The organism is Nocardioides lacusdianchii (genome assembly GCF_020102855.1).
In the GTDB taxonomy this organism is placed as follows: domain Bacteria; phylum Actinomycetota; class Actinomycetes; order Propionibacteriales; family Nocardioidaceae; genus Nocardioides; species Nocardioides lacusdianchii.
This window is the reverse complement of the sequence record NZ_JADHZD010000017.1, coordinates 16,547-35,483: the sequence shown is the minus strand read 5'-3', so window position 1 is coordinate 35,483 and position 18,937 is coordinate 16,547. Positions and strand designations below refer to the sequence as shown.

General features: G+C 71.9%; 20 protein-coding genes, 1 tRNA gene and 1 pseudogene. 8 read left to right on the top strand and 14 right to left on the bottom strand.

The features are described from left to right. Nucleotides 1–256: 256 nt before the first annotated feature. The 6 genes from IRX98_RS18850 (at nt 257) to IRX98_RS18825 (ending at nt 5,913) form a co-directional block, all read left to right on the top strand. Nucleotides 257–1,843 (top strand): AAA family ATPase, encoded by a 1,587-nt coding sequence (locus IRX98_RS18850; RefSeq protein WP_224279378.1) that lies wholly within the window; start codon nt 257–259, stop codon nt 1,841–1,843. Further along, nucleotides 1,840–2,997: a helix-turn-helix transcriptional regulator gene (locus IRX98_RS23635; protein ID WP_224279376.1), complete on the top strand. Its 1,158-nt coding sequence runs from the start codon at nt 1,840–1,842 to the stop codon at nt 2,995–2,997. The genes IRX98_RS18850 and IRX98_RS23635 overlap by 4 nt, the downstream gene beginning before the upstream one ends. A gap of 151 nt (nt 2,998–3,148) precedes the next feature. After that, nucleotides 3,149–3,463 (top strand): GNAT family N-acetyltransferase, encoded by a 315-nt coding sequence (locus IRX98_RS18840; RefSeq protein ID WP_224279374.1) that lies wholly within the window; start codon nt 3,149–3,151, stop codon nt 3,461–3,463. 8 nt (nt 3,464–3,471) lie between these two features. Next, nucleotides 3,472–4,203, top strand: a complete 732-nt coding sequence (locus IRX98_RS18835; protein ID WP_224279372.1) for a flavodoxin family protein — start codon at nt 3,472–3,474, stop codon at nt 4,201–4,203. Between the two features lie 22 nt (nt 4,204–4,225). After that, complete coding sequence (locus tag IRX98_RS18830; RefSeq protein ID WP_224279370.1) at nt 4,226–5,200, top strand: DUF5996 family protein; 975 nt, start codon at nt 4,226–4,228, stop codon at nt 5,198–5,200. 119 nt (nt 5,201–5,319) lie between these two features. Continuing rightward, nucleotides 5,320–5,913 carry a DUF6518 family protein gene (locus tag IRX98_RS18825; RefSeq protein WP_224279368.1) on the top strand — a complete coding sequence of 198 codons (594 nt, stop codon included), beginning with the start codon at nt 5,320–5,322 and terminating at the stop codon, nt 5,911–5,913. Here the strand turns inward: IRX98_RS18825 and IRX98_RS18820 are convergent. Together IRX98_RS18820 and IRX98_RS23780 are read right to left on the bottom strand one after the other, a co-directional pair. Then, nucleotides 5,910–6,122 (bottom strand): winged helix DNA-binding protein, encoded by a 213-nt coding sequence (locus IRX98_RS18820; protein WP_224279451.1) that lies wholly within the window; start codon nt 6,120–6,122, stop codon nt 5,910–5,912. The two genes, IRX98_RS18825 and IRX98_RS18820, sit on opposite strands and share 4 nt — an antisense overlap. 13 nt (nt 6,123–6,135) lie before the next feature. Then, a pseudogene (locus tag IRX98_RS23780) lies at nt 6,136–6,372 on the bottom strand (winged helix DNA-binding protein); the annotation flags it as partial. Between the two features lie 248 nt (nt 6,373–6,620). Here IRX98_RS23780 and IRX98_RS18810 point away from each other — a divergent pair. Then, complete coding sequence (locus IRX98_RS18810) at nt 6,621–7,016, top strand: Rossmann-fold NAD(P)-binding domain-containing protein (RefSeq protein WP_224279366.1); 396 nt, start codon at nt 6,621–6,623, stop codon at nt 7,014–7,016. On the opposite strand, the gene IRX98_RS18805 is transcribed toward IRX98_RS18810, so the two are convergent. Beyond that, nucleotides 7,008–7,081: transfer RNA gene (locus IRX98_RS18805), tRNA-Pro, on the bottom strand. The two genes, IRX98_RS18810 and IRX98_RS18805, sit on opposite strands and share 9 nt — an antisense overlap. Nucleotides 7,082–7,267: 186 nt before the next feature. Here IRX98_RS18805 and IRX98_RS18800 point away from each other — a divergent pair. Continuing rightward, entirely contained in the window at nt 7,268–7,942 is a 675-nt protein-coding gene (locus tag IRX98_RS18800; protein WP_308045471.1) for a M23 family metallopeptidase, read from the top strand. A 27-nt stretch (nt 7,943–7,969) separates the two neighbouring features. Here the strand turns inward: IRX98_RS18800 and der are convergent, their stop codons facing one another. The 11 genes from der to IRX98_RS18745 form a co-directional block, all read right to left on the bottom strand. Then, the gene (der, locus tag IRX98_RS18795; protein WP_224279364.1) at nt 7,970–9,325 is read right to left on the bottom strand and encodes a ribosome biogenesis GTPase Der; all 1,356 of its coding nucleotides are present in this window, start codon (nt 9,323–9,325) and stop codon (nt 7,970–7,972) included. 17 nt (nt 9,326–9,342) lie between these two features. Then, on the bottom strand, nt 9,343–10,074 hold the full coding sequence (locus tag IRX98_RS18790) for a lysophospholipid acyltransferase family protein (protein ID WP_224279362.1): 732 nt from the start codon (nt 10,072–10,074) through the stop codon (nt 9,343–9,345). Continuing rightward, nucleotides 10,071–10,754 carry a (d)CMP kinase gene (gene cmk, locus IRX98_RS18785; RefSeq protein WP_224279360.1) on the bottom strand — a complete coding sequence of 228 codons (684 nt, stop codon included), beginning with the start codon at nt 10,752–10,754 and terminating at the stop codon, nt 10,071–10,073. Before cmk ends, IRX98_RS18790 begins: the two co-directional genes overlap by 4 nt. Nucleotides 10,755–10,765: 11 nt before the next feature. Then, the gene (locus IRX98_RS18780; protein ID WP_224279357.1) at nt 10,766–11,851 is read right to left on the bottom strand and encodes a prephenate dehydrogenase; all 1,086 of its coding nucleotides are present in this window, start codon (nt 11,849–11,851) and stop codon (nt 10,766–10,768) included. Next, nucleotides 11,844–12,221: a chorismate mutase gene (gene aroH / locus IRX98_RS18775; RefSeq protein WP_224279355.1), complete on the bottom strand. Its 378-nt coding sequence runs from the start codon at nt 12,219–12,221 to the stop codon at nt 11,844–11,846. The genes IRX98_RS18780 and aroH overlap by 8 nt, the downstream gene beginning before the upstream one ends. A 25-nt stretch (nt 12,222–12,246) precedes the next feature. Next, nucleotides 12,247–13,050, bottom strand: coding sequence for a pseudouridine synthase (locus IRX98_RS18770; protein ID WP_224279353.1), 804 nt, complete (start codon nt 13,048–13,050; stop codon nt 12,247–12,249). Further along, entirely contained in the window at nt 13,047–13,787 is a 741-nt protein-coding gene (gene scpB / locus IRX98_RS18765) for an SMC-Scp complex subunit ScpB (RefSeq protein ID WP_224279351.1), read from the bottom strand. The genes IRX98_RS18770 and scpB overlap by 4 nt, the downstream gene beginning before the upstream one ends. Further along, entirely contained in the window at nt 13,784–14,680 is an 897-nt protein-coding gene (locus tag IRX98_RS18760; RefSeq protein ID WP_224279349.1) for a segregation and condensation protein A, read from the bottom strand. The genes scpB and IRX98_RS18760 overlap by 4 nt, the downstream gene beginning before the upstream one ends. After that, on the bottom strand, nt 14,677–15,024 hold the full coding sequence (locus IRX98_RS18755) for a hypothetical protein (protein ID WP_224279347.1): 348 nt from the start codon (nt 15,022–15,024) through the stop codon (nt 14,677–14,679). Before IRX98_RS18755 ends, IRX98_RS18760 begins: the two co-directional genes overlap by 4 nt. Further along, a complete protein-coding gene (locus IRX98_RS18750; protein ID WP_308045466.1) occupies nt 15,009–15,914 on the bottom strand; it encodes a ParA family protein in 906 nt (301 codons plus the stop codon). Before IRX98_RS18750 ends, IRX98_RS18755 begins: the two co-directional genes overlap by 16 nt. Before the next feature lie 367 nt (nt 15,915–16,281). Continuing rightward, nucleotides 16,282–18,906: a DEAD/DEAH box helicase gene (locus IRX98_RS18745; RefSeq protein WP_224279345.1), complete on the bottom strand. Its 2,625-nt coding sequence runs from the start codon at nt 18,904–18,906 to the stop codon at nt 16,282–16,284. Nucleotides 18,907–18,937: the final 31 nt, after the last annotated feature.

The window sequence follows — 18,937 nt, the reverse complement described above, 5'->3', positions numbered from 1 at the left end:
ACGCGGGAGAGCCCGCTCCTCGGCCGGGGAACCCCCGCTCCCCGAGCCGAGGAGGTCCGGCAGGCCGGTCGGCCCTGGCTGCTGCCGTGTCATCAGGTTCGTCCAGCTCCCGGTCGGCTCGCGTCGGTGAAAGTCCCGGTGTCGTACCCTGTAGGTGCCTCTGTGACCTGTCTCCGGCCGCGAGCCCAGCCCCGACAGCGGGCCGATCGCATCAGCGACAGTCATCCAGTCCGGTGGAACTGAGAAGGAGCGGCCGGTGGAGCTAGTGGGCCGTCGCGCCGAGCGCTCGGCAGTCGAAGGCTTGCTTGCTGAGGCACGTGCCGGTCGAAGCGGCTCGCTCACCGTGCTGGGCGAGGCCGGGATCGGCAAGACGGCGCTGCTCGAGCATGCCCGCCGGGCGGCGGCCCGCTCAGCGTTCCGGATGGAGAGCGCGATCGGTCTCCAGTCCGAGATCCAGTTCGCCTTCGGAGCCCTTCATCAGTTGTGCGCGCCGCTCTTGGGACACCTCGATGCGCTGCCCGAGCCGCAGCGGACCGCCCTCCGCACCGCGTTCGGGGAGGAGGCCGGCACGGCTCCGGATCGCTTCCTGGTCGGGCTTGCCGTCCTCAACCTGCTGTCCGAGGTCGCCGAGGAGCAGCCACTGCTGTGCATCGTCGACGACGCCCACTGGCTGGACGAGGCCTCGGCGCAAGTGGTGGCCTTCGTGGCCCGACGCGTCGCAGCGGAGCGGCTGGTCCTGTTGCTGTGCGCCCGGGACCCCACTGACGACGGCGACCTTCGCTCCTACGCCGGACTGCCCGAGCTCCGCCTCGGCGGTCTCAGCGACCGCGACGCCCGTGCACTGCTCGCCACCGCAGTGCGGACACCGCTCGACGACGAGGTGCGTGACCGGATCGTCGCCGAGGCCCGCGGCAACCCGCTCGCGCTCCTGGAGCTGCCCGGCCACGCCCAGCCCGGCCAGCTGGCCGGCGGCTTCGAGCTGCCGCACGCGCTGAGCGTGCCGCGCCGCATCGAGGACATGTTCCACCGACGCTCGAGGGACCTGCCGTCCGAGACCCAGCTGCTGGTGCTGCTCGCGGCCGCAGACCCGACCGGCGATGCCGCCCTGTTGTGGCGCGCCGCCGGGACCCTCGGCATCGACCCCGACGCAGCTGAGCCCGCCGAGGAGGCGGGGTTGCTGGAGATCGACAGCCGGGTGCGTTTCCGGCACCCGCTGGTGCGCTCAGCCGTCTACGGCGCCTGCACGGAACCCGACCGTCGACGGGTGCACGGCGCGCTGGCCACCGCCACCGACCGCGAGGTCGACCCGGACCGACATGCCTGGCACCGCGCGCGGGCGGTGCTCGGCACCGACGAGGAAGCCGCCGCCGAGCTCGAACGCTCGGCCGGAAGGGCGCGTGCCCGCGGTGGCCTGGCCGCGGCGGCCGCGTTCCTGCAGCAGGCGGCCGACCTGACCCCAGAGCCTGCTCGGCGTGCGAGCCGGGCGCTGATCGCCGCGCAGGCCAAGCACGCAGCCGGTGCGTCGGAGGCCGCCTCGGAGCTGTTGACGACCGCTGCGGCTGGACCACTGGACGCGCTGCAGGTCGCCCGGCTCGAGCTGCTGCGCGCCCAGATCGCCTTCCACCTCACCCGCGACAGCGACGCGCCGACGATGCTGCTGAAGGCGGCCGGGACGTTGGCTCCGCTCGACGCCGCGCTGTCTCGCGAGACCTACCTGGACGCCTTCGACGCTGCGCTCGTCAACGGCGGACGCGAAGCAGAGCGCGTGCACGAGCAGCACGAGCAGCTCCCGCGGCCGGTGTGCCACCGCGGCCTGCGGACCTTCTCCTCGACGGCTTCGTGACGACGTTCACGGCCGGGTACGCCGCGGGTGTCTCGGCACTCCGCCCCGCTGTCGAGGCGTTCGGGAACGACGTGCTGACCGGCGGCCCCGCGCACGACCGGAGCGACCGCTGGCTCTGGCTGGCCAGCCGCACGGCGGTCGGGATCCTCGATGACGAGCTCGCCCACCGCTTGGCGAGCCACCACGTGCGGCTGGCACGCGAGACCGGCGCGTTGGCGACACTCCCAGCAGCCCTGAGCTTCCTGGTCTCCGTGCTGACCCTCTCCGGTGAGCTCGATCGGGCGGGAGAGCTTGCCGCCGAGTCGACCGCGATCTCCGAGGCCATCGGCGCGGCGCACCTGCGACACGGTCAGGTCATGCTCGCTGCATGGCGCGGTGATCAGGCCGGCACCGCCCATCTCCTCGACATCACCCGCCGCGACGGCGCCAACTCCACGGGAGGTGGGGAAGTCGCGGTGGCCGAGTACGCGACGGCCGTGCTGCACAACGGTCTCGGCAACTACGCGCTCGCCCGAGCCGCCGCGGAGCGGGCGTGTGACACCGACGAGCTGGGGACGAGGAACGTCTACCTGCCGGAGCTCATCGAGGCGGCCGTGCGCGACGGCCACCCGGACGTCGCAGCCGACGCCATGGAGCAGCTCGGTCCGCGCGCCCTCGCCTGCGACACGTCCTGGGCGCTGGGCATCGCCGCACGATCTCGTGCGCTGACCAGCGACGGACAGGTCGCCGAGGAGCACCACCTCGAGTCGATCGAGCAGCTGGGGCGGTCCCGGATGGCGGGTGAAGCTGCTCGCTCACTTCTCGTCTACGGCGAGTGGCTGCGCCGCGAGGGACGCCGTCAGGATGCCAGGAACCAGTTGCGCACCGCCCACGAGCAGCTGACGGCGATGGGCGCGCACGCGTTCGCCGACCGGGCCGCTCGCGAGCTGCGCGCCACGGGCGAGCATCCTCGCAAACGGACCGCGCAACCCACCGACGCCCTGACGCCGCACGAGGTGCAGATCGCACGCCTGGTCGCCACCGGAGCAACCTCGCGGGAGGTGGCTGCGCAGCTGTTCCTCAGTCCGCGCACGATCGAGGCCCACCTGCGCAACATCTTCCGCAAGCTCGGCATCACGTCGCGTCGTCAGCTGAAGGACCTTCATCTCAGCTGAGCACCGTGGACGCCCGGCACCGGCACCACCCGGCGCCCGACTGGTCGGGACTCAGGGATGTTCACCGACGCGAAGGCACGGCCCGCCGGGGGAGCATCTAGCCGTCGCACGGACGTGCGATGGACGTACGCACACACACGGAAAGGGCCCCATGTCGACCGACGTGACCGTGACCAACAACCGGGACCGGCAGCGCTACGAGGCCATCGTCGACCAGACGACACTCGCTGGGTTCGTCGAGTACCAGGACACCAGCGAGCTGGTGGTGCTGACCCACACAGAGGTCGGCACGACGTTCGCGGGCAAGGGAATCGGCAGCGCCCTTGCCCGCGCCGCGTTGGACGACGTACGCGAACGCCGGTTGAAGGCGTTGGTGATCTGCCCGTTCATCCTCGGCTGGCTGCGCACCCACCCCGACTACCAGGACCTTCTCTTCAACGCGCCCCCGTCCAGGGTCAGCGACTAGGAGCCAGCATGCCGAAGCCAGCGGACGGCGCAACCGTGCCCCGGTTCGACGGCCTGAGAGCCGTGTTCGTCAACGCGACCCTCAAGCCCTCTCCGGAGCCCAGCAACACCGACGGGCTGATGCGGGTCAGCACTCGCATCATGGAGGAGCACGGCATCGCGGTCGACGTCATCCGCGCGGTCGACCACGACATCGCGGTCGGCCTGCGACCCGACATGACCGACCACGGCGCCAGGACCGACGACTGGCCCGCGATCTTCGACACGATCATGGACGCCGACATCCTGGTGCTCGCGGGGCCGATCTGGCTGGGAGACAACAGCTCGGTGATGCGGCGAGTCATCGAACGCCTCTACGGCTGCTCGGGCGTGCTCAACGAAGCCGGCCAGTACGCCTACTACGGGCGCGTCGGCGGTTGCGTGATCACCGGGAACGAGGACGGCATCAAGCACTGCGCCATGAACGTGCTCTACAGCCTCCAGCACCTCGGCTTCACCATCCCGCCGCAGGCCGACGCCGGCTGGATCGGCGCGGTCGGCCCTGGCCCCTCCTACCTCGACCCCGGGTCCGGCGGCCCGGACAACGACTTCACCAACCGCAACACCACCTTCATGACCTACAACCTGATGCACCTCGCCGCGCTGCTGCGCGCCGCAGGGGGCATCCCGGCGTACGGGAACCGGCGCAGCGAGTGGGACGCAGGCTGCGCCCCCGACCAGGCCAACCCCGAACACAGGTAGAGACCGCCAGAAAGGCTCGAACATGCAGACACACACCGGCCGTGCGCACGCGTGGCCGCGCCTGCGGGTCGACGACTGGACCGAGACCCGCGACACCGTGCACATGTGGACCCAGATCGTCGGCAAGATCCGGCTCTCGCAGGCCCCACTCCTCAATCACTGGTGGCAGGTCACGCTCTACGTCAGCCCCCGCGGGATGACCACCGGCCCGATCCCCCACCGCGGCGGGCTCTTCGACCTCGAGCTCGACTTCGTCGAGCACCAGCTCAGGATCCGCACCAGCGACGGCGGCGAACGTCGCGTCGGCCTGTCGTCACGCCCCGTGGCCGACTTCTACCGCGAGACCATGAGCGCGCTCGGGGCGCTGGGGATCGACGCGACGATCGACGCCCGCCCCAACGAGGTGGAACCGGCGATCCCCTTCGCCGAGAACCATCACAACGCGACCTACGACCGCGACGCGGCGCAGCTCTTCTGGCGCCAGCTCGTCGACGCCGACCGGGTGCTGGGCGAGTTCCGCTCCCACTTCGTCGGGAAGGTCAGCCCCGTCCACTTCTTCTGGGGCGCGATGGACCTGGCGTGCACCCGCTTCTCCGGACGTCCGGCCCCAGCACACCCCGGCGGTGCGCCCAACTGCGGGGACTGGGTCATGGTCGAGGGGTACTCCCGCGAGCTGAGCAGTGCCGGGTTCTGGCCCGGCGGCGGCGAGGAGGGCGCCTTCTACGCCTACGCCTACCCCGAGCCCGACGGCTTCGCCGACCACCCCGTCGGTCCGGACGCGGCTTACTACAGCGCCGAGAACCGCCAGTTCCTGCTGCCGTACGAGGCGGTGGCGGAGGCCGAGAACCCCGACCGGGACGTGGCGGAGTTCCTGCACACCACCTACCGGGCCGCCGCTGACCTCGGTGGCTGGGACCGGCAGAGCCTGGAGGACGACCCGCACCGGTGGCCGCAACACCGCGTCGGGACGGCCACGAAGGCAAGCGACCATGGGTGAGCCGGACGGCCGCAGCAGTTACGTGGTCGGCACGAACTTCTACGTCGACGGCGGCGAGAACCAGACATGAGTGGGCGAGGCGCAGTCCCACACCGAGTCCCCTGCGAACGCTCGTGGCCGTGACCTCGCTCGGCCCCGTCCTGAGGGTCGTCGCCGTCAGCGTCGTGCTGGGAGCCGTGACGTCGTGGGCACAGGGCTTCCTGCCTGACGCGTGGGCGCCGTTGGCCAACTCTCCGTCCGGATGGGCTGCCATGACGACACTGGTGGTCATGTCCTCGAGGCCCACACTGCCGTGGGGCGCCGTGCTCGGCGCGGGCGGCTTCGTCTGCCTCGTCCTCGGATACACGCTCGGCTCCGAGCTGCGAGGTCTCGCCTACGATCCCACGCTCTGGTGCGTGATCGGGCTGGTCACAGGGCCCGTCATCGGTGCCGCCGCCGCGGGGACGGCCAGCACGCGCTCCGTGCCCGTCGCGCTCGGCTCCGGGGTCCTGGCCGGCGTGCTGGTCGCCGACGGGATCTACGGCCTCACGGTCGTGGCGGACACCACGAGCCCGGTCTACTGGACCACCGTCCTCGTGGTGGGGATCCTTGCCGTCCTTGCGACCCCCCTGCGGCTTCGCTCACTGCCACCGACCGCGATCATGGCCGCCACGTTCCTCGCCACGACCGCAGCGCTGACCGCGGGTTCGGCATGGTTGAACGACCGGGGCTAGGGCTGTCGCGGCGGGCGGCCCTCTGCGTCGGCTGAGAGGGCGGTGAGCAGCTCGGAGAGCGTGTCGCGCGCCGATGCCGGCAGTCGGTTGATGCGCTCGACCGGGAAGTCGAACGCGGCCCAGGCGGCAGCGTCGAGCTCCGTGCCGGCGGGGGTGATGACGACCTCGCGCGAGCGGCGGTCGACAGCGCCGGCCTGACGGCGGACCAATCCCCTTCGCCTCCAGTCGTGTGACGAGCTGCGTGACGCTGGAGGCGTCGCAGAGCAACGTCGTCGCGATGTCGCCCATCGTGCGCGGCCCGTCGGCGACGGCCTTGAGGAGGCAGGCCTGCGCACTGCTCAGGCCGACGGACCGGGCAGCCTGCTCGTACTCGATGCCGTCTTCGTCGTCCGCCCCGACCGTGCCGACGCACCCCAGCTCATCAGCGAGCTGATCGCCGGGACACCGCCGCGCACCCACGTCGTGCTGCTCTCGGAGCTCGACGGCGGCTACTTCGGGCCGGACGACTGGGCTCCGCGCGTCGAGCGGGCGGTGCAGGACAGCGGTCGCACGTGGACGATCCTGCGTCCGGGGTGGTTCTCCCAGGTGTTCGCCGACGAGCGCTTCATGCTCGACGACATCCGCTCCGGCAGGCTCCCTTCCCGTCCGATGGCCAGCGGATCGCCTGGATCGACGCTCGGGACATCGCCGCTGTCGCAGCCCGAGCCATGCTGGATCCGGCGTTGCACGCCCGCACGCTCGACATCACCGGACCCGAGGAGTTGACCCTCGACGAGACCGCCTCCGTCCTGGCTGTGGCGCTCGGCAGGCCGGTGGAATACATCGACCTTCCGATGGAACAGGCCCTGGCCGGACGTGAGGGTTTCGACCGTGAGAACGACTTCGGCGCCTACGACCGGATTCGCCGCGGCATGGTGGCGGTCGTGGACGCACCGTGCAGGAGGTCCTCGGCCGTCCGGCCCGGACCTTCGCCCAGTTCGCGACCGACGCGTTCGCAAGAACCGGTCCCGCACGACGCCATGAGGGGCTCTGGACAGAACCAGCCGGGCCCTGACCTGCAGGTGCAGATCAGGGCCCGGGCCTTGCTGGTTCGGTCGGGCTGACAGGATTTGAACCTGCGACCCCCTGACCCCCAGTCAGGTGCGCTACCAAGCTGCGCTACAGCCCGAACGCTCCCGGCGCGAGGCCTGCGGAGCGGTCCGAACACTACCGCAGCCCCCACGCAGCAACGGAATCGCCCCACCCATCCGCCCGGACAGGGGTGGACGCGTAGTCCCTTGGGGCCATTTGCCGCGCTTTCCGCCCGGGTCGCCGGGCGGCGCCAGAAGATGAATCGTCAACCGTGGGGGTTCACATGTCATCACTGCCGCGCCGAGTCGGCATCGTCTTCGCCGTCGTCGCCGCGACGGTGTGCCTGGCCGCCGTGCCGGCGGAGGCCGCACCCGAGACATCCGTGCGTCAGGGTGCGCAGGCGGAGGCGCTCGAGCAGGCCATCGCGGTCCAGGAGCAGCTCCGGGAGCGCCAGCGCACACTGATGACCCTCAACCGCCGCGCCGACGCGCGGGACAGGGCGCTCCTCGGCCGGAAGGCGGTCCTCGCGGCGTACGGCTACCACGGAGACCCCGAGCGGGTCCGCGCCGTGCTGCCGCTGGCGTCGTACCGGGTCTCCGCGGGCTACGGCCTCACCGGTCCGCTGTGGGAGGCCGAGCACGGCGGTCAGGACTTCAGCGCGTCGTCGGGCGAGCCGATCGTCGCCATCGCCGCAGGGACCGTCACCGAGGTGGCGTACGCCGGACCGTACGGCCTGCGCACCATCGTGACGCTCCCCGACGGCACCGAGGTCTGGTACTGCCACCAGGCAGAGACGTCGGTGTACGCCGGTCAGGTGGTCGACGTCGCCGAGCAGATCGGCACCGTGGGCTCGACGGGCAACTCCACCGGCCCGCACCTCCACCTCGAGGTTCGACCCGGCGCGGGCGGACCGACGGACCCGCTCGCCTGGCTCAGCGCCGAGGGCGTCACGCCCTGAGCGCTGCTCCCGTCAACGCTGCGACCGTCAGCGCTTGCGCTTCTCGCGCGGCTTCTGGTTGATGATGATGGGCGTGCCGACGAAGCCGAACTCCTCGCGCAGGCGTCGCTCGATGAACCGCTCGTAGGCGGCGTCGAGCTTGCCGCTGGTGAAGAGGACGAAGGTCGGAGGGGCGGTCGAGGGCTGCGTGGCGAAGAGGATCTTCGGCTGCTTGCCGCTGCGCACGGGGTGCGGGTGCTCGGCGACCAGGCGGCCCAGGAAGGTGTTGAGAGCACCGGTGCCGATGCGCGTCTCCCAGCCCTCCAGCGCCTTCTCGATCGCCGGGACGAGCCGGTCGACGTGCCAGCCGGTGCGGGCGGTGAAGTTGATGCGCGGCGCCCACGTCAGCTGCACGAGGTCGCGCTCGATCTCGCGCTCGAGGTAGTGGCGGCGCTCCTCGTCGACCAGGTCCCACTTGTTGAAGGCGATCACCATGGCGCGGCCGGCGTCGCGGATCGTCTGGATGATGCGCATGTCCTGCTCGGACACGATCTGGCTGGCGTCGAGCACCAGCACGGCGACCTCGGCGCGGTCGATCGCGGTCGTGGTGCGCAGGGACGCGTAGTACTCGTGGCCCGAGGCCTGGTTGACGCGCTTGCGGATGCCGGCGGTGTCGATGAAGCGCCACGTGCGGTCGCCGAGGGTGATCAGCTCGTCCACCGGGTCCACGGTGGTGCCGGCGGCGTTGTCGACGACGACGCGGTCCTCCTTGGCCAGCATGTTGAGCAGGGAGGACTTGCCGACGTTGGGCTTGCCGACGATCGCGATGCGCCGCGGCCCGCCGACCTCGTCGAAGCCCTGCGCCGGGGTCTCCGGCAGCGCGGCGAGGATCGCGTCGAGCATGTCGCCGGAGCCGCGTCCGTGCAGCGCGGAGACCGCCCACGGCTCGCCCAGGCCGAGGTTCCACAACCCGTAGGCCTCGGCCTCGGTGCGGGCGTCGTCGACCTTGTTGGCGGCCAGCACGACCGGCTTGCCCGAGGCCCGCAGGATCCGTACGACGGCCTCGTCGGCGTCGGTGATGCCCACGGTCGCGTCGACCACGAAGAGCACGGCGTCGGCGAGGGTCACGGCCACCTCGGCCTGGGCACGGATGCTCTCGGCCATGCCGCGGGCGTCGGGGTCCCAGCCACCGGTGTCGACGACGGTGAAGGCGCGACCTGCCCAGTGGGCGTCGTAGTAGACGCGGTCACGGGTCACGCCGGGGCGGTCCTCGACGACGGCCTCGCGGCGACCGATGATGCGGTTGACGAGGGTGGACTTGCCCACGTTGGGCCGGCCCACCACGGCCAGGACCGGGGTCGGGCCGCTGTCGGCCTCGACGCTGTCGACGTCGTAGTCACTCATGCGTGATCACAGCTCTCTCATGCTTCGACGAGCCCGGATTCGGGGTCGTCCTCGGATTGTCCCGCAGGTGAGGGCTCGGACAACGATCGGCGCGTCTGCGAGAGGGCGCTGTCCAGCTCGGACAGCAGGTGCTCCCGCAACAACGCCGCCGTGTCGCCCACCTGTTCCCGGGTGCGGGGCCAGGGCTGCTGTGGCGTGCGCCACGGGCGCCCGAAGACCACGTCGACGGCCTCGCCACGGGCCGGCAGCGAGCTGCCGGGTGCACCGCGGGTGCCGGTGAAGACGACCGGCACGACCGGGGCGCCGGTGACCATCGCGAGGTAGGCGGCACCGGGGTGGCAGTGGTCGAACCTCCCGCTGCTGCGGGTGCCCTCGGGGAAGATGCCGACCACTCCCCCGTCGCGCAGCACGCGCAGCGACGAACGGACCGCGCCGGGGTCGGCGTGGAGGCGGTCCAGCGGGATCTGTCCGGTGCGCCGCAGGAATCCTCCGAGCCGCCCGTCGAACATCTCGCGCTTGGTCAGCGCGTGCACGGGGCGCGGGGACAGCACCGCCAGCAGCGGGCCGTCGACGATGCCGACGTGGTTGGCGGCGAGGATCACGCCGCCGACGGCGGGCACGCGCTCGGCGTGGTGCACCGCGACCCGGAAGTGGCGCCGGACCAGCCAGCCCGAGACCGGACGCAGGGCGCGGAGCACCCAGGTGGGCGGGTGCTCCGAACTGCTCGCGGGGAGGTCGGTCCTGCTCACGTCCGCTCCGTCGCGGCCTGCTCGGCGAGCGCGACGATGCGGTCGATGACCTCGGGGAGGGTGAGGTGCGTGCTGTCGACGTGGACGGCTCCCTCGGCCATGGTCAGCGGGGCGGTCGCGCGCCCGGAGTCGATGCGGTCGCGCTCGAGGAGCGACTGCTGGGTGGTGGCGACGTCGGTGCCGCCCTGCTCGGCCGCACGGCGTACGGCGCGGGCGTCGGGGTCGGCGCTGAGGTAGACCTTCACCTCCGCGTCGGGCCACACGACCGAGCCGATGTCGCGGCCCTCGACGACGATGCCGCCGTCGCCGATGACCTCGCGCTGGAGGTCGAGCAGCAGGGCCCGCACCTCGGGGACGGCGCTCACCGGGCTCACGGCCGCGGTCACGTCCTCGCCACGGATCTCGACCGAGACGTCGGTGCCGTCGACCGTGATGGTCGGGGCGAGCGGGTCGGTGCCGGACTCGATGCGCGGTCGTCCGGCGGCAGCAGCCACCGCCTCCACGTCGCGTACGTCGACGCCCTCGCGCAGCAACCACCAGGTCATCGCGCGGAACATCGCACCCGTGTCGAGGTAGCGCAGGGCGAGGCGCTCGGCCACGCCGCGCGAGGTGCTCGACTTGCCCGATCCGGACGTGCCGTCGACGGCGATGACGAGGGACGGTGTCTCGGCGCTGCTCACGGGCGAGAAGATTACCGGTGAGTCGTCCACCCGCGGGATTCGAGAGCGGCGAGCAGGTGCTCGGCCCGTCCCCGGTCGACCACCAGCTCGGTGAGGCCCACCGGGCGGCCCGGGTCGTGGTCGATGTGGACGTCCTCGATGTTGACCCCGATCTCGCCGGCGTCGCCGAAGAGACGGGCGAGCTCGCCGGGGTGGTCGGGCACGGAGACGAACACCGACCGGGTCGGGCGCGCCGGACCGCCGTGCTTGCCCGGGATCGCCGCCGTGCCGGCGTTGCCGCGCTCCAGGATCTCGACGAGGTCGCGTCCGGCGTCGTCCGCGACGGCCGTCATCAGGGCGTCGAGGTCGGCACGCACCTCACCGAGAAGGTCGAGGACCGCGCCCGCGTTGGCCTCCAGGATCTGCCGCCACAGCGCCGGGTCGCTGGCCGCGACGCGGGTCACGTCCCGCACGCCCTGACCGGACAGGGCCAGGTGCTCCTCGGGGGCGGCGGCGAGCCGCCCCGCGACGAGGACCGCTGCGAGGTGCGGCAGGTGGGAGATGCGCGCGACCGCGCGGTCGTGCTCGTCGGGTGCCATCAGCCGGGGCGAGGCACCGCACTCCAGCACCAGCGACTCCACCAGGCCCACCGCGTCGGGGGCGGCCGCGTCGTGCGGTGTGATGGCCCAGGGGCGCCCGTCGAAGAGCGCCGCGCTCGCAGCGAGGGGGCCGGAGCGCTCGCTGCCGGCCATCGGGTGCGACCCGACGTAGCGCGCCAGGTCCGCCGGCCTGACCCGGCCTGCGACCGCGGCCAGCGGTGCCGCCTTCACGCTGCCGACGTCGGTCACCACCGCGTCGGATCGTCCGAGCGCCGCCACGATGGCGTCGGGTATGGCCGCCGGGGGCACCGCGACCACGACGAGCTGGGGACGCTCGTGCGACGACGCTCCGCGCCCCGCACCGAGCCCGGAGGCGGTCCGGAGGTGCTCCACGGACGTGTCGCGCAGCACCACGTCGAGGCCGAGGCGCCGGCACACCAGCGCGATCGAGGCACCGATCAGACCGGCCCCGACGACCTCCACCGGGCCGGTGAGGGCCGGGAGAGGCCGCTCAGTCATGGCTCGTGGTCCGGGTGAGGTCGCGTCGCAGGTTGGCGGCCCCGTGGAGGTAGACGTGCGTGACGTCCGAGCGCGGCAGGTCGGTGTCGACGTGCGCCATCAACCGGACCACGCGCGGCATCGACCCCTCGATCTCGAGCTCCCGCGCGCACACCAGCGGGACGTCGGAGAAGCCCAGCTGCCGTGCGGCGTACGCCGGGAACTCGCTGGTGAGGTCGCTGGTGGCGGTGAAGATGATCGAGATGAAGTCGTCCACCTCGAGCTCGTTGGCCTCCATCACGTCCGTCACGAGCTCGGCGACCCGCGCGAGCATGTGCTCGCGGGTGTCCTCCTCGAGCTGCGTCGCGCCCCTCACTGCCCTCACTGCCACGGGAGAACCCTAACGGCGCTGCGGCTCAGAGCTGCGCGCTGTCCATCAGCTCGCCCAGCTCGGCCACGGTGAGCTCGCGCATCTCCCCCGACCGCAGCCGGGACAGCGTCACCGGGCCGATCTGGGTGCGGGTCAGTCGGCGCACCGGGTGGCCGACGTGGTCGAGCAGGCGGCGCACGATGCGGTTGCGGCCCTCGTGGATGGTGAGCTCGACGATCGACCGGTTGCTGCCCTCACGCCGGGGGTCGCCGCCGAGCACGCGCGCCGCGCTCACCGTGACCGGGCCGTCGTCGAGCTCGACGCCGGCGAGGAGCTGGCGCACGGTGCGGACGTGCACCCCGCCCTCGACCTCGGCGACGTAGGTCTTGTCGACCTCGTGGGAGGGGTGGGCGAGGTGCTGGGCGAAGTCGCCGTCGTTGGTGAGGATGATCAGGCCCTCGGTGTCGGTGTCGAGGCGCCCGACGTGGAAGAGCCGCTCGGCACGGTCGGCCACGAGGTCGCCGAGGGTGCGGCGACCCTCGGGGTCGGACATCGTCGACACGACGCCGCGGGGCTTGTTGAGGACCAGGTAGACCTTGTCGCTGATCGGCGGCAGCCGCTTGCCCTCCACGCGCACGACCGCGGTGCGGGGGTCGACCTTGGTGCCGAGGCGGGTGACCACCTCGCCGTCGACCTCGACGAGCCCGTCGAGCATCAGCTCCTCGCACTTGCGCCGGCTCGCGACCCCGGACTGGGCGAGCAGCTTCTGCAGGCGGATCAGCCCGTCCTCGTCGGTCTCGGGGCGCTGGGAGTTCGGCTGGTCGTTGTCGGGGGCGTCGTGGGGCTTCATGCGATCTCGGTCCCGCCGTCGGGCTCGGTGCCGGCGCCGCTGTGCGGCGAGGCGTGGGTGGGGGGTGTGCCGGACGCGGCCGGCTGCGACTCGGGTGAGCTCTCCGGCGCGGGGTCCGGCGGCGGGGCGTCGAGGCCGGCCACGCTCGCGAGCTCGTCCTCGAGGTCGTCCATGTCGGGGAGGTACGGCGCCAGCTCGGGCAGGTCCTCGAGCGAGGTGATGCCGATGCGCTCGAGGAAGTAGGAGGTGGTGCGGTAGAGGTTGGCGCCGCTCTGCTCGTCCTGTCCGGCCTCCTCGACCAACCCACGGGTGAGCAGCGTGCGCATGACGCCGTCGACGTTGACCCCGCGGATCGCCGAGACCCGGGCGCGGGACACGGGCTGCTTGTAGGCCACCACCGACAGCGTCTCGAGCGCCGCCTGGGTGAGCCGGGCCTGCTGGCCCTCGAGCACGAAGGACTCGACGACCGCGGCGTACTCCGGGCGGGAGTAGAAGCGCCATCCCCCGGCGACGGACCGCAGGTCGAAGCCCCGGCCCTGCTCGGCGTACTCGGCGGCGAGGGCACCCAGGGCGGCCTGCACGTCGGCGACGGGGTGCCCCACCACCGAGGCGAGGCGCACCTCGTCGAGCGGTTCGTCGCAGACCATGAGGATCGCCTCGAGGGCGGGCCGCAGCTCGGCGACGGCGACCTCGAGGGTCTCCACGTCGCCCGGTGCGGTCGCGGGGTGCTCGCTCACTCGTCCTCCTGGGGGTCCGGGGCCGGGACGTCGGACGTGCGGTCGTCGGTCCCGGTGCCGCCATCCTCGTCGGGCGGCGGGGCCCCGTCGAATTCGTCGTGGATCTCCACGTCGCCGTCCTCGGCGCCGGTCCAGCGCACGGTCAGCTCGCCCAGCGGCGTGACCTGGTCGAAGGACACCGCCCCCTCGCGGAAGAGCTCGAGGAGCGAGAGGAAGCGCGCGACCGTCGTCAGCCGGTCCGGCGAGTCGCCGCACAGCGCGCGGAAGGTCATCGTGCCGCTGCGTCGCAGCCGGTCGACGACCAGCTGCGCCTGCTCGCGCACGCTGACCCTGGCGGCGTGGATGTGGTGCAGCGACACCTCCAGCACCGGCTTGGGCTCCATCGCCTTGGCCGCGAGCTGGGCGAACTGGTCCAGCCCGATCCCGATGAGGACCTCGGGCAGCAGGGTCGCGAAGCGCTCCTCGAGCCCGACTGCGCGCGGGTGGCTGCGCGACTCCGAGGCGATGCGTTCCTCGAGCACCGAGGCCACCAGCTTGAAGGCGCGGTACTGCATGAGCCGGGCGAAGAGCAGGTCGCGCGCCTCGAGGAGCGCGAGGTCCTCCTCGTCCTCGACGTCGCCCTGCGGGAGCAGACGGGCCGCCTTGAGGTCGAGCAGGGTCGCGGCGACCACGAGGAAGGACGTCGTCTGCTCGAGGTCCCACGCCCCGCCGAGGTTCTTGACGTGCGCGATGAACTCGTCGGTGACCTGCGAGAGCGCGACCTCGGTGATGTCGAGCTTGTGCTTGGCGATCAGGCCGAGCAGCAGGTCGAAGGGTCCCTCGAAGTTGTCCAGGCGTACGGCGAACGCTGGGGCCTCGCTCCCCGGCTCGGCCAGGTCGGTGGCGCCGCTCACTCGTCCAGCAGTCGCTGGACCAGCGGGCTGTCGACGCCCTGACCCTCGAGGTCGGCCAGCACCAGGGCCAGCGCCTCGCGGACCAGGCGGCCACGATCGACCGCGAGGCCGTGCTCGCGGCGCAGGGTGAGCCGGGCGTGCTCGATGTCGAGGAGCTCGTCGGCGGTGACGTAGACGGTCATCTTCTCGTCGTGGCGGATCCGCCCGCTCGGCCGCTTGGGACCGGCCTCGGCCTCGTCGGCGACCGCCCGCACGCGGCGCGGGCGCTCGGCGGCGGCCTTCTCGGCGTCGGAGGTCGGCCGGAACAGGTCGTCCGCGGCCGGCATGCTCACTCGGCGGGCCACCGGGTGAGCACCTCCCTCGCGAGCTGGCGGTAGGCGTCGGCACCGGTCGACGACGACGCGTACGACGTGATCGGCTCGCCCGCGACGGTGGCGTCGGAGAACTTCACCGTGCGCCGGATGACGGTGTGGAAGACGGTGTCGCCCCACGCCGAGACCAGACGCTCCATGACCTCGCGGCTGTGGAGGGTGCGCCCGTCGAACATCGTGCCGAGGACGCCGTCGATCTCGAGCTTGGGGTTGAGCCGCTCGCGGACCTTGTCGATCGTGGTCTTCAGCAGCGCCACGCCGCGCAGCGCGAAGTACTCGCACTCCAGCGGGACGATCACGCCGTCGGAGGCGGTGAGGGCGTTGACCGTGAGCAGGCCGAGGGAGGGCTGGCAGTCGATGAGGATGACGTCGTAGTGCTCGAGCGCCGGCGCCAGCACGCGCTGGAGGGTCTGCTCGCGCGCCACCTCGTGCACCAGCTGCACCTCGGCGGCCGACAGGTCGATGTTGGACGGCAGCAGGTCCATGCCCGCGATGCCGGAGGGCACCACGACCTCGTCGAGGGTCGTCTCGCGGTCCATCAGCAGGTTGTAGATGGTGGCGTCCATCTCGTGGGGGTTGAGCCCCAGGCCCACCGACAGCGACCCCTGCGGGTCGAAGTCGACGAGCAGCACCTTGCGCCCGAACTCGGCCAGCGACGCACCGAGGTTGATCGTGGTGGTGGTCTTGCCGACACCGCCCTTCTGGTTGCACATCGACACCACCCGCGCGCGGCCGCGAACGGTCAGCGGGGCCGGGTCGGGGAAGACCGGCATCGGGCGCCCCGTGGGACCGAGCGGCACGACGGCGGACGGCTGGGTGTCCGCTTCGGCGATCGGTCGTTCGAAGGGGATCGGCTGGGTCACGTCGTACTCGTCTCGAGATGGAGGGGCGGGTTGCTGCGGCTGGGGTGGTCGGACGAGAGGAGGCATCTCGGAGGCACTGCTGCCGAAGCCCTGACCGGGACGTCCCGCACCGCTCATGTCCGCTCCTCCACACGTCGACCTGGGCTTCGATTGGATCACGCCGAAGGCCCCGAATTTTGTCGACACGTCGACAGTTCCGAGAACGGCTCGGCGCGACTCTAGGTCCGTCGCGGACACCCCACAACACCGGGCCCCGGTCCCACAGGCCGCGGACCAGATCTGTGCACGGAGCCACGGTCCCCTGCACAGGCGGAGGCCGCCTGTGCACAAACCTGTGCGAACTCGCCGGAAGCCCTCGACGGCCCTTTCAGAGGTCGCCGAGGCGCCGCATCGCGACCGTCGCCAGCACCAGCTCGCCGGCGCTGTCGGTGGCGTCGCAGTCGACGACGGCCTCGATCACCCAGTCGTGGTCGCCCTCGGGGTCGTGGATCGTCTGGCGTACGTCGCGCAGCCGCGCCTCGGTGCCCTCCTCGGCCCCCACCGGCTCACCGGTGCGCTCCTCGCCCACGACCAGCAGGTCCGGGCCGCGGGCGTCGCCGTCGGTGAGCACCCGGTCGTGCTCGGCGTAGTAGGCCTCGAGCGCCGCGTCCCACACGGACCGTCCGACGACGACCTGTCGCGGCGGGTCGGTGCGGTCGGCCGCCGCCCGCTCCAGGCGGACCAGGACGTCGAGGTCGTCGCGCGAGACCGCGTCGACGCGCGCCCACATCGCGTTGCGCAGCATGACCCGGAAGGGGCGCTCCTGCCGGGTGAGGGGGCGAGGCGGGGGCGGCGGCTCGTGGTGCGAGACGGCGCCCGGCACGTGCGCCGGATCCGAGAGCGCCTCCCACTCGTCGAGCAGGGAGGAGTCGGTCTGGCGCACCGTCTCCCCCAGCCACTCGATGACGTCCTCCACCTCGGGAGCGCGGTGCGCCTCGGGGACCGAGTGGCGCAGGGTCCGGTAGGCGTCGGTGAGGTAGCGCAGCACCAGGCCCTCGGAGCGGGCGAGCTGGTAGCGGCCGACGAAGTCGGTGAACCCCATCCCGTTCTCCCACATCTCCCGCACCACAGACTTGGGCCCCAGGGCGTCGTCGGGGAGCCAGGGATGGGTCTGCTGGTAGGTCGCGTAGAGCGCCTCGAGGAGCTCGCGCAGCGGCTGCGGCCAGGTGATCTCCTCGAGCAGCGCCATCCGCTCGTCGTACTCCAGGCCGTCGGCCTTCATCTCCCCGATCGCCTCGCCGCGTGCGGCGTGCTGCTGGGCCATCAGGATCTGCCGGGGCGCCTCGAGGACTGACTCGACGATCGAGACGACGTCGAGGCCGTAGGTCTCCGACTCGGGGTCGAGCACGTCGAAGGCAGCGAGCGCGAAGTGCGCGAGCGGCTGGTTGATCGCGAAGTCCTCGGGCAGGTCGACGGCCAGGACGTAGCGGCGCCCGAACCGGTCGACCTCGGGCAGCCGGGTGACGATGCCCGTGCGCACGAGCGAGCGCGACAGGCGCAGGGCTCGTCGGGCGAGCCGGAGCTGGGCGCGGCGCTCCTCGTGGTTGTCGGTGACCAGGCGACGCATCACCGCGAAGGCGTCCTCCTCGCGCGACACGACGTTGACGAGCATCGAGTTGTCGACCTTCATCCGGCTGGTCAGCCGCTCCGGGACGCCCGCGACGAGCTTGTCGAAGGTCTGCTCGGTCCACACCACCGTGCCCTCGGGGGCCTTCTTGAGCTGGGCCTTGGACTTCTTCTTCCCCGCCGCGACCCGCGCGGCCGACTTGGCCTTGGCCTGCTCGTTCTCGATCACGAAGTCCGGTGCCTGTACGACGACGTAGCCGGCCGTGTCGTAGCCCGCGCGGCCGGCGCGGCCGGCGATCTGCTGGAACTCGCGGGTCCTCAGCACCCGCTGCTTGGTGCCGTCGAACTTGGCCAGGCCGGTGAAGAGCACGGTGCGGATCGGGACGTTGATGCCCACGCCGAGCGTGTCGGTGCCGCAGATGACCCGGAGCAGCCCGGCCTGGGCGAGCGTCTCGACGAGCCGGCGGTACTTCGGCAGCATGCCCGCGTGGTGCACGCCGATGCCGCTGCGCACCATCCGCGACAGCGTCTTGCCGAAGCCCGCGCCGAAGCGGAAGCCACCGATGCGCTCGGCGATCGCGTCCTTGTCGACCTTCAGTCCCCCGCCGCTGGCCGCGAGACGCGACTTGAGCAGGTTGGTCGCGTGCTCGACGGCGGCCGCCTGGGTGAAGTGCACGACGTAGACGGGGTCCTGACCGGTCGTCACGAGCTCCTCGAGGGTGTCGTCGAGCGGCTCCATCGACCAGCGGAAGCTCAGCGGCACAGGGCGCTCGGCGTCGTCCACGACGGCGGTGTCGCGACCGGTGCGCCGCCCGAGGTCCTCGACGAAGAAGGAGACGTCGCCCAGGGTGGCCGACATCAGCAGGAACTGGGCGTCGAGCAGCTCCAGCAGCGGCACCTGCCAGGCCCAGCCGCGGTCGTGCTCGGAGTAGAAGTGGAACTCGTCCATCACCACGAGGCCGACGTCGGCGCCGCGGCCCTCGCGCAGCGCGATGTTGGCCAGGACCTCGGCGGTGCAGCAGATGATCGGGGCGTCGGGGTTGACCGCCGCGTCACCGGTGAGCATGCCGACGTTGTCGGCACCGAAGACCTCGATGAGGGCGAAGAACTTCTCGCTCACCAGCGCCTTGATGGGCGCGGTGTAGAAGCTGACCTTGTCCTCCGCCAGCGCCGCCACGTGGGCGCCGATGGCGACCAACGACTTCCCCGACCCGGTGGGCGTCGCGAGGATCACGTGGTTGCCACCGAGCAGCTCGATGACGGCCTCGTCCTGGTGCGGGTAGAGGTCCAGCCCCTGGTCGACGACCCAGCCGGTGAAGGCGTCGTAGACGGCGTCCGGGTCGGCGCCCGTCGGCACCCGGGTGTCGAGGCGTACGGCGTCCGGCATGCGTCGATCCAACCACCTGCGCCCCGGCCGG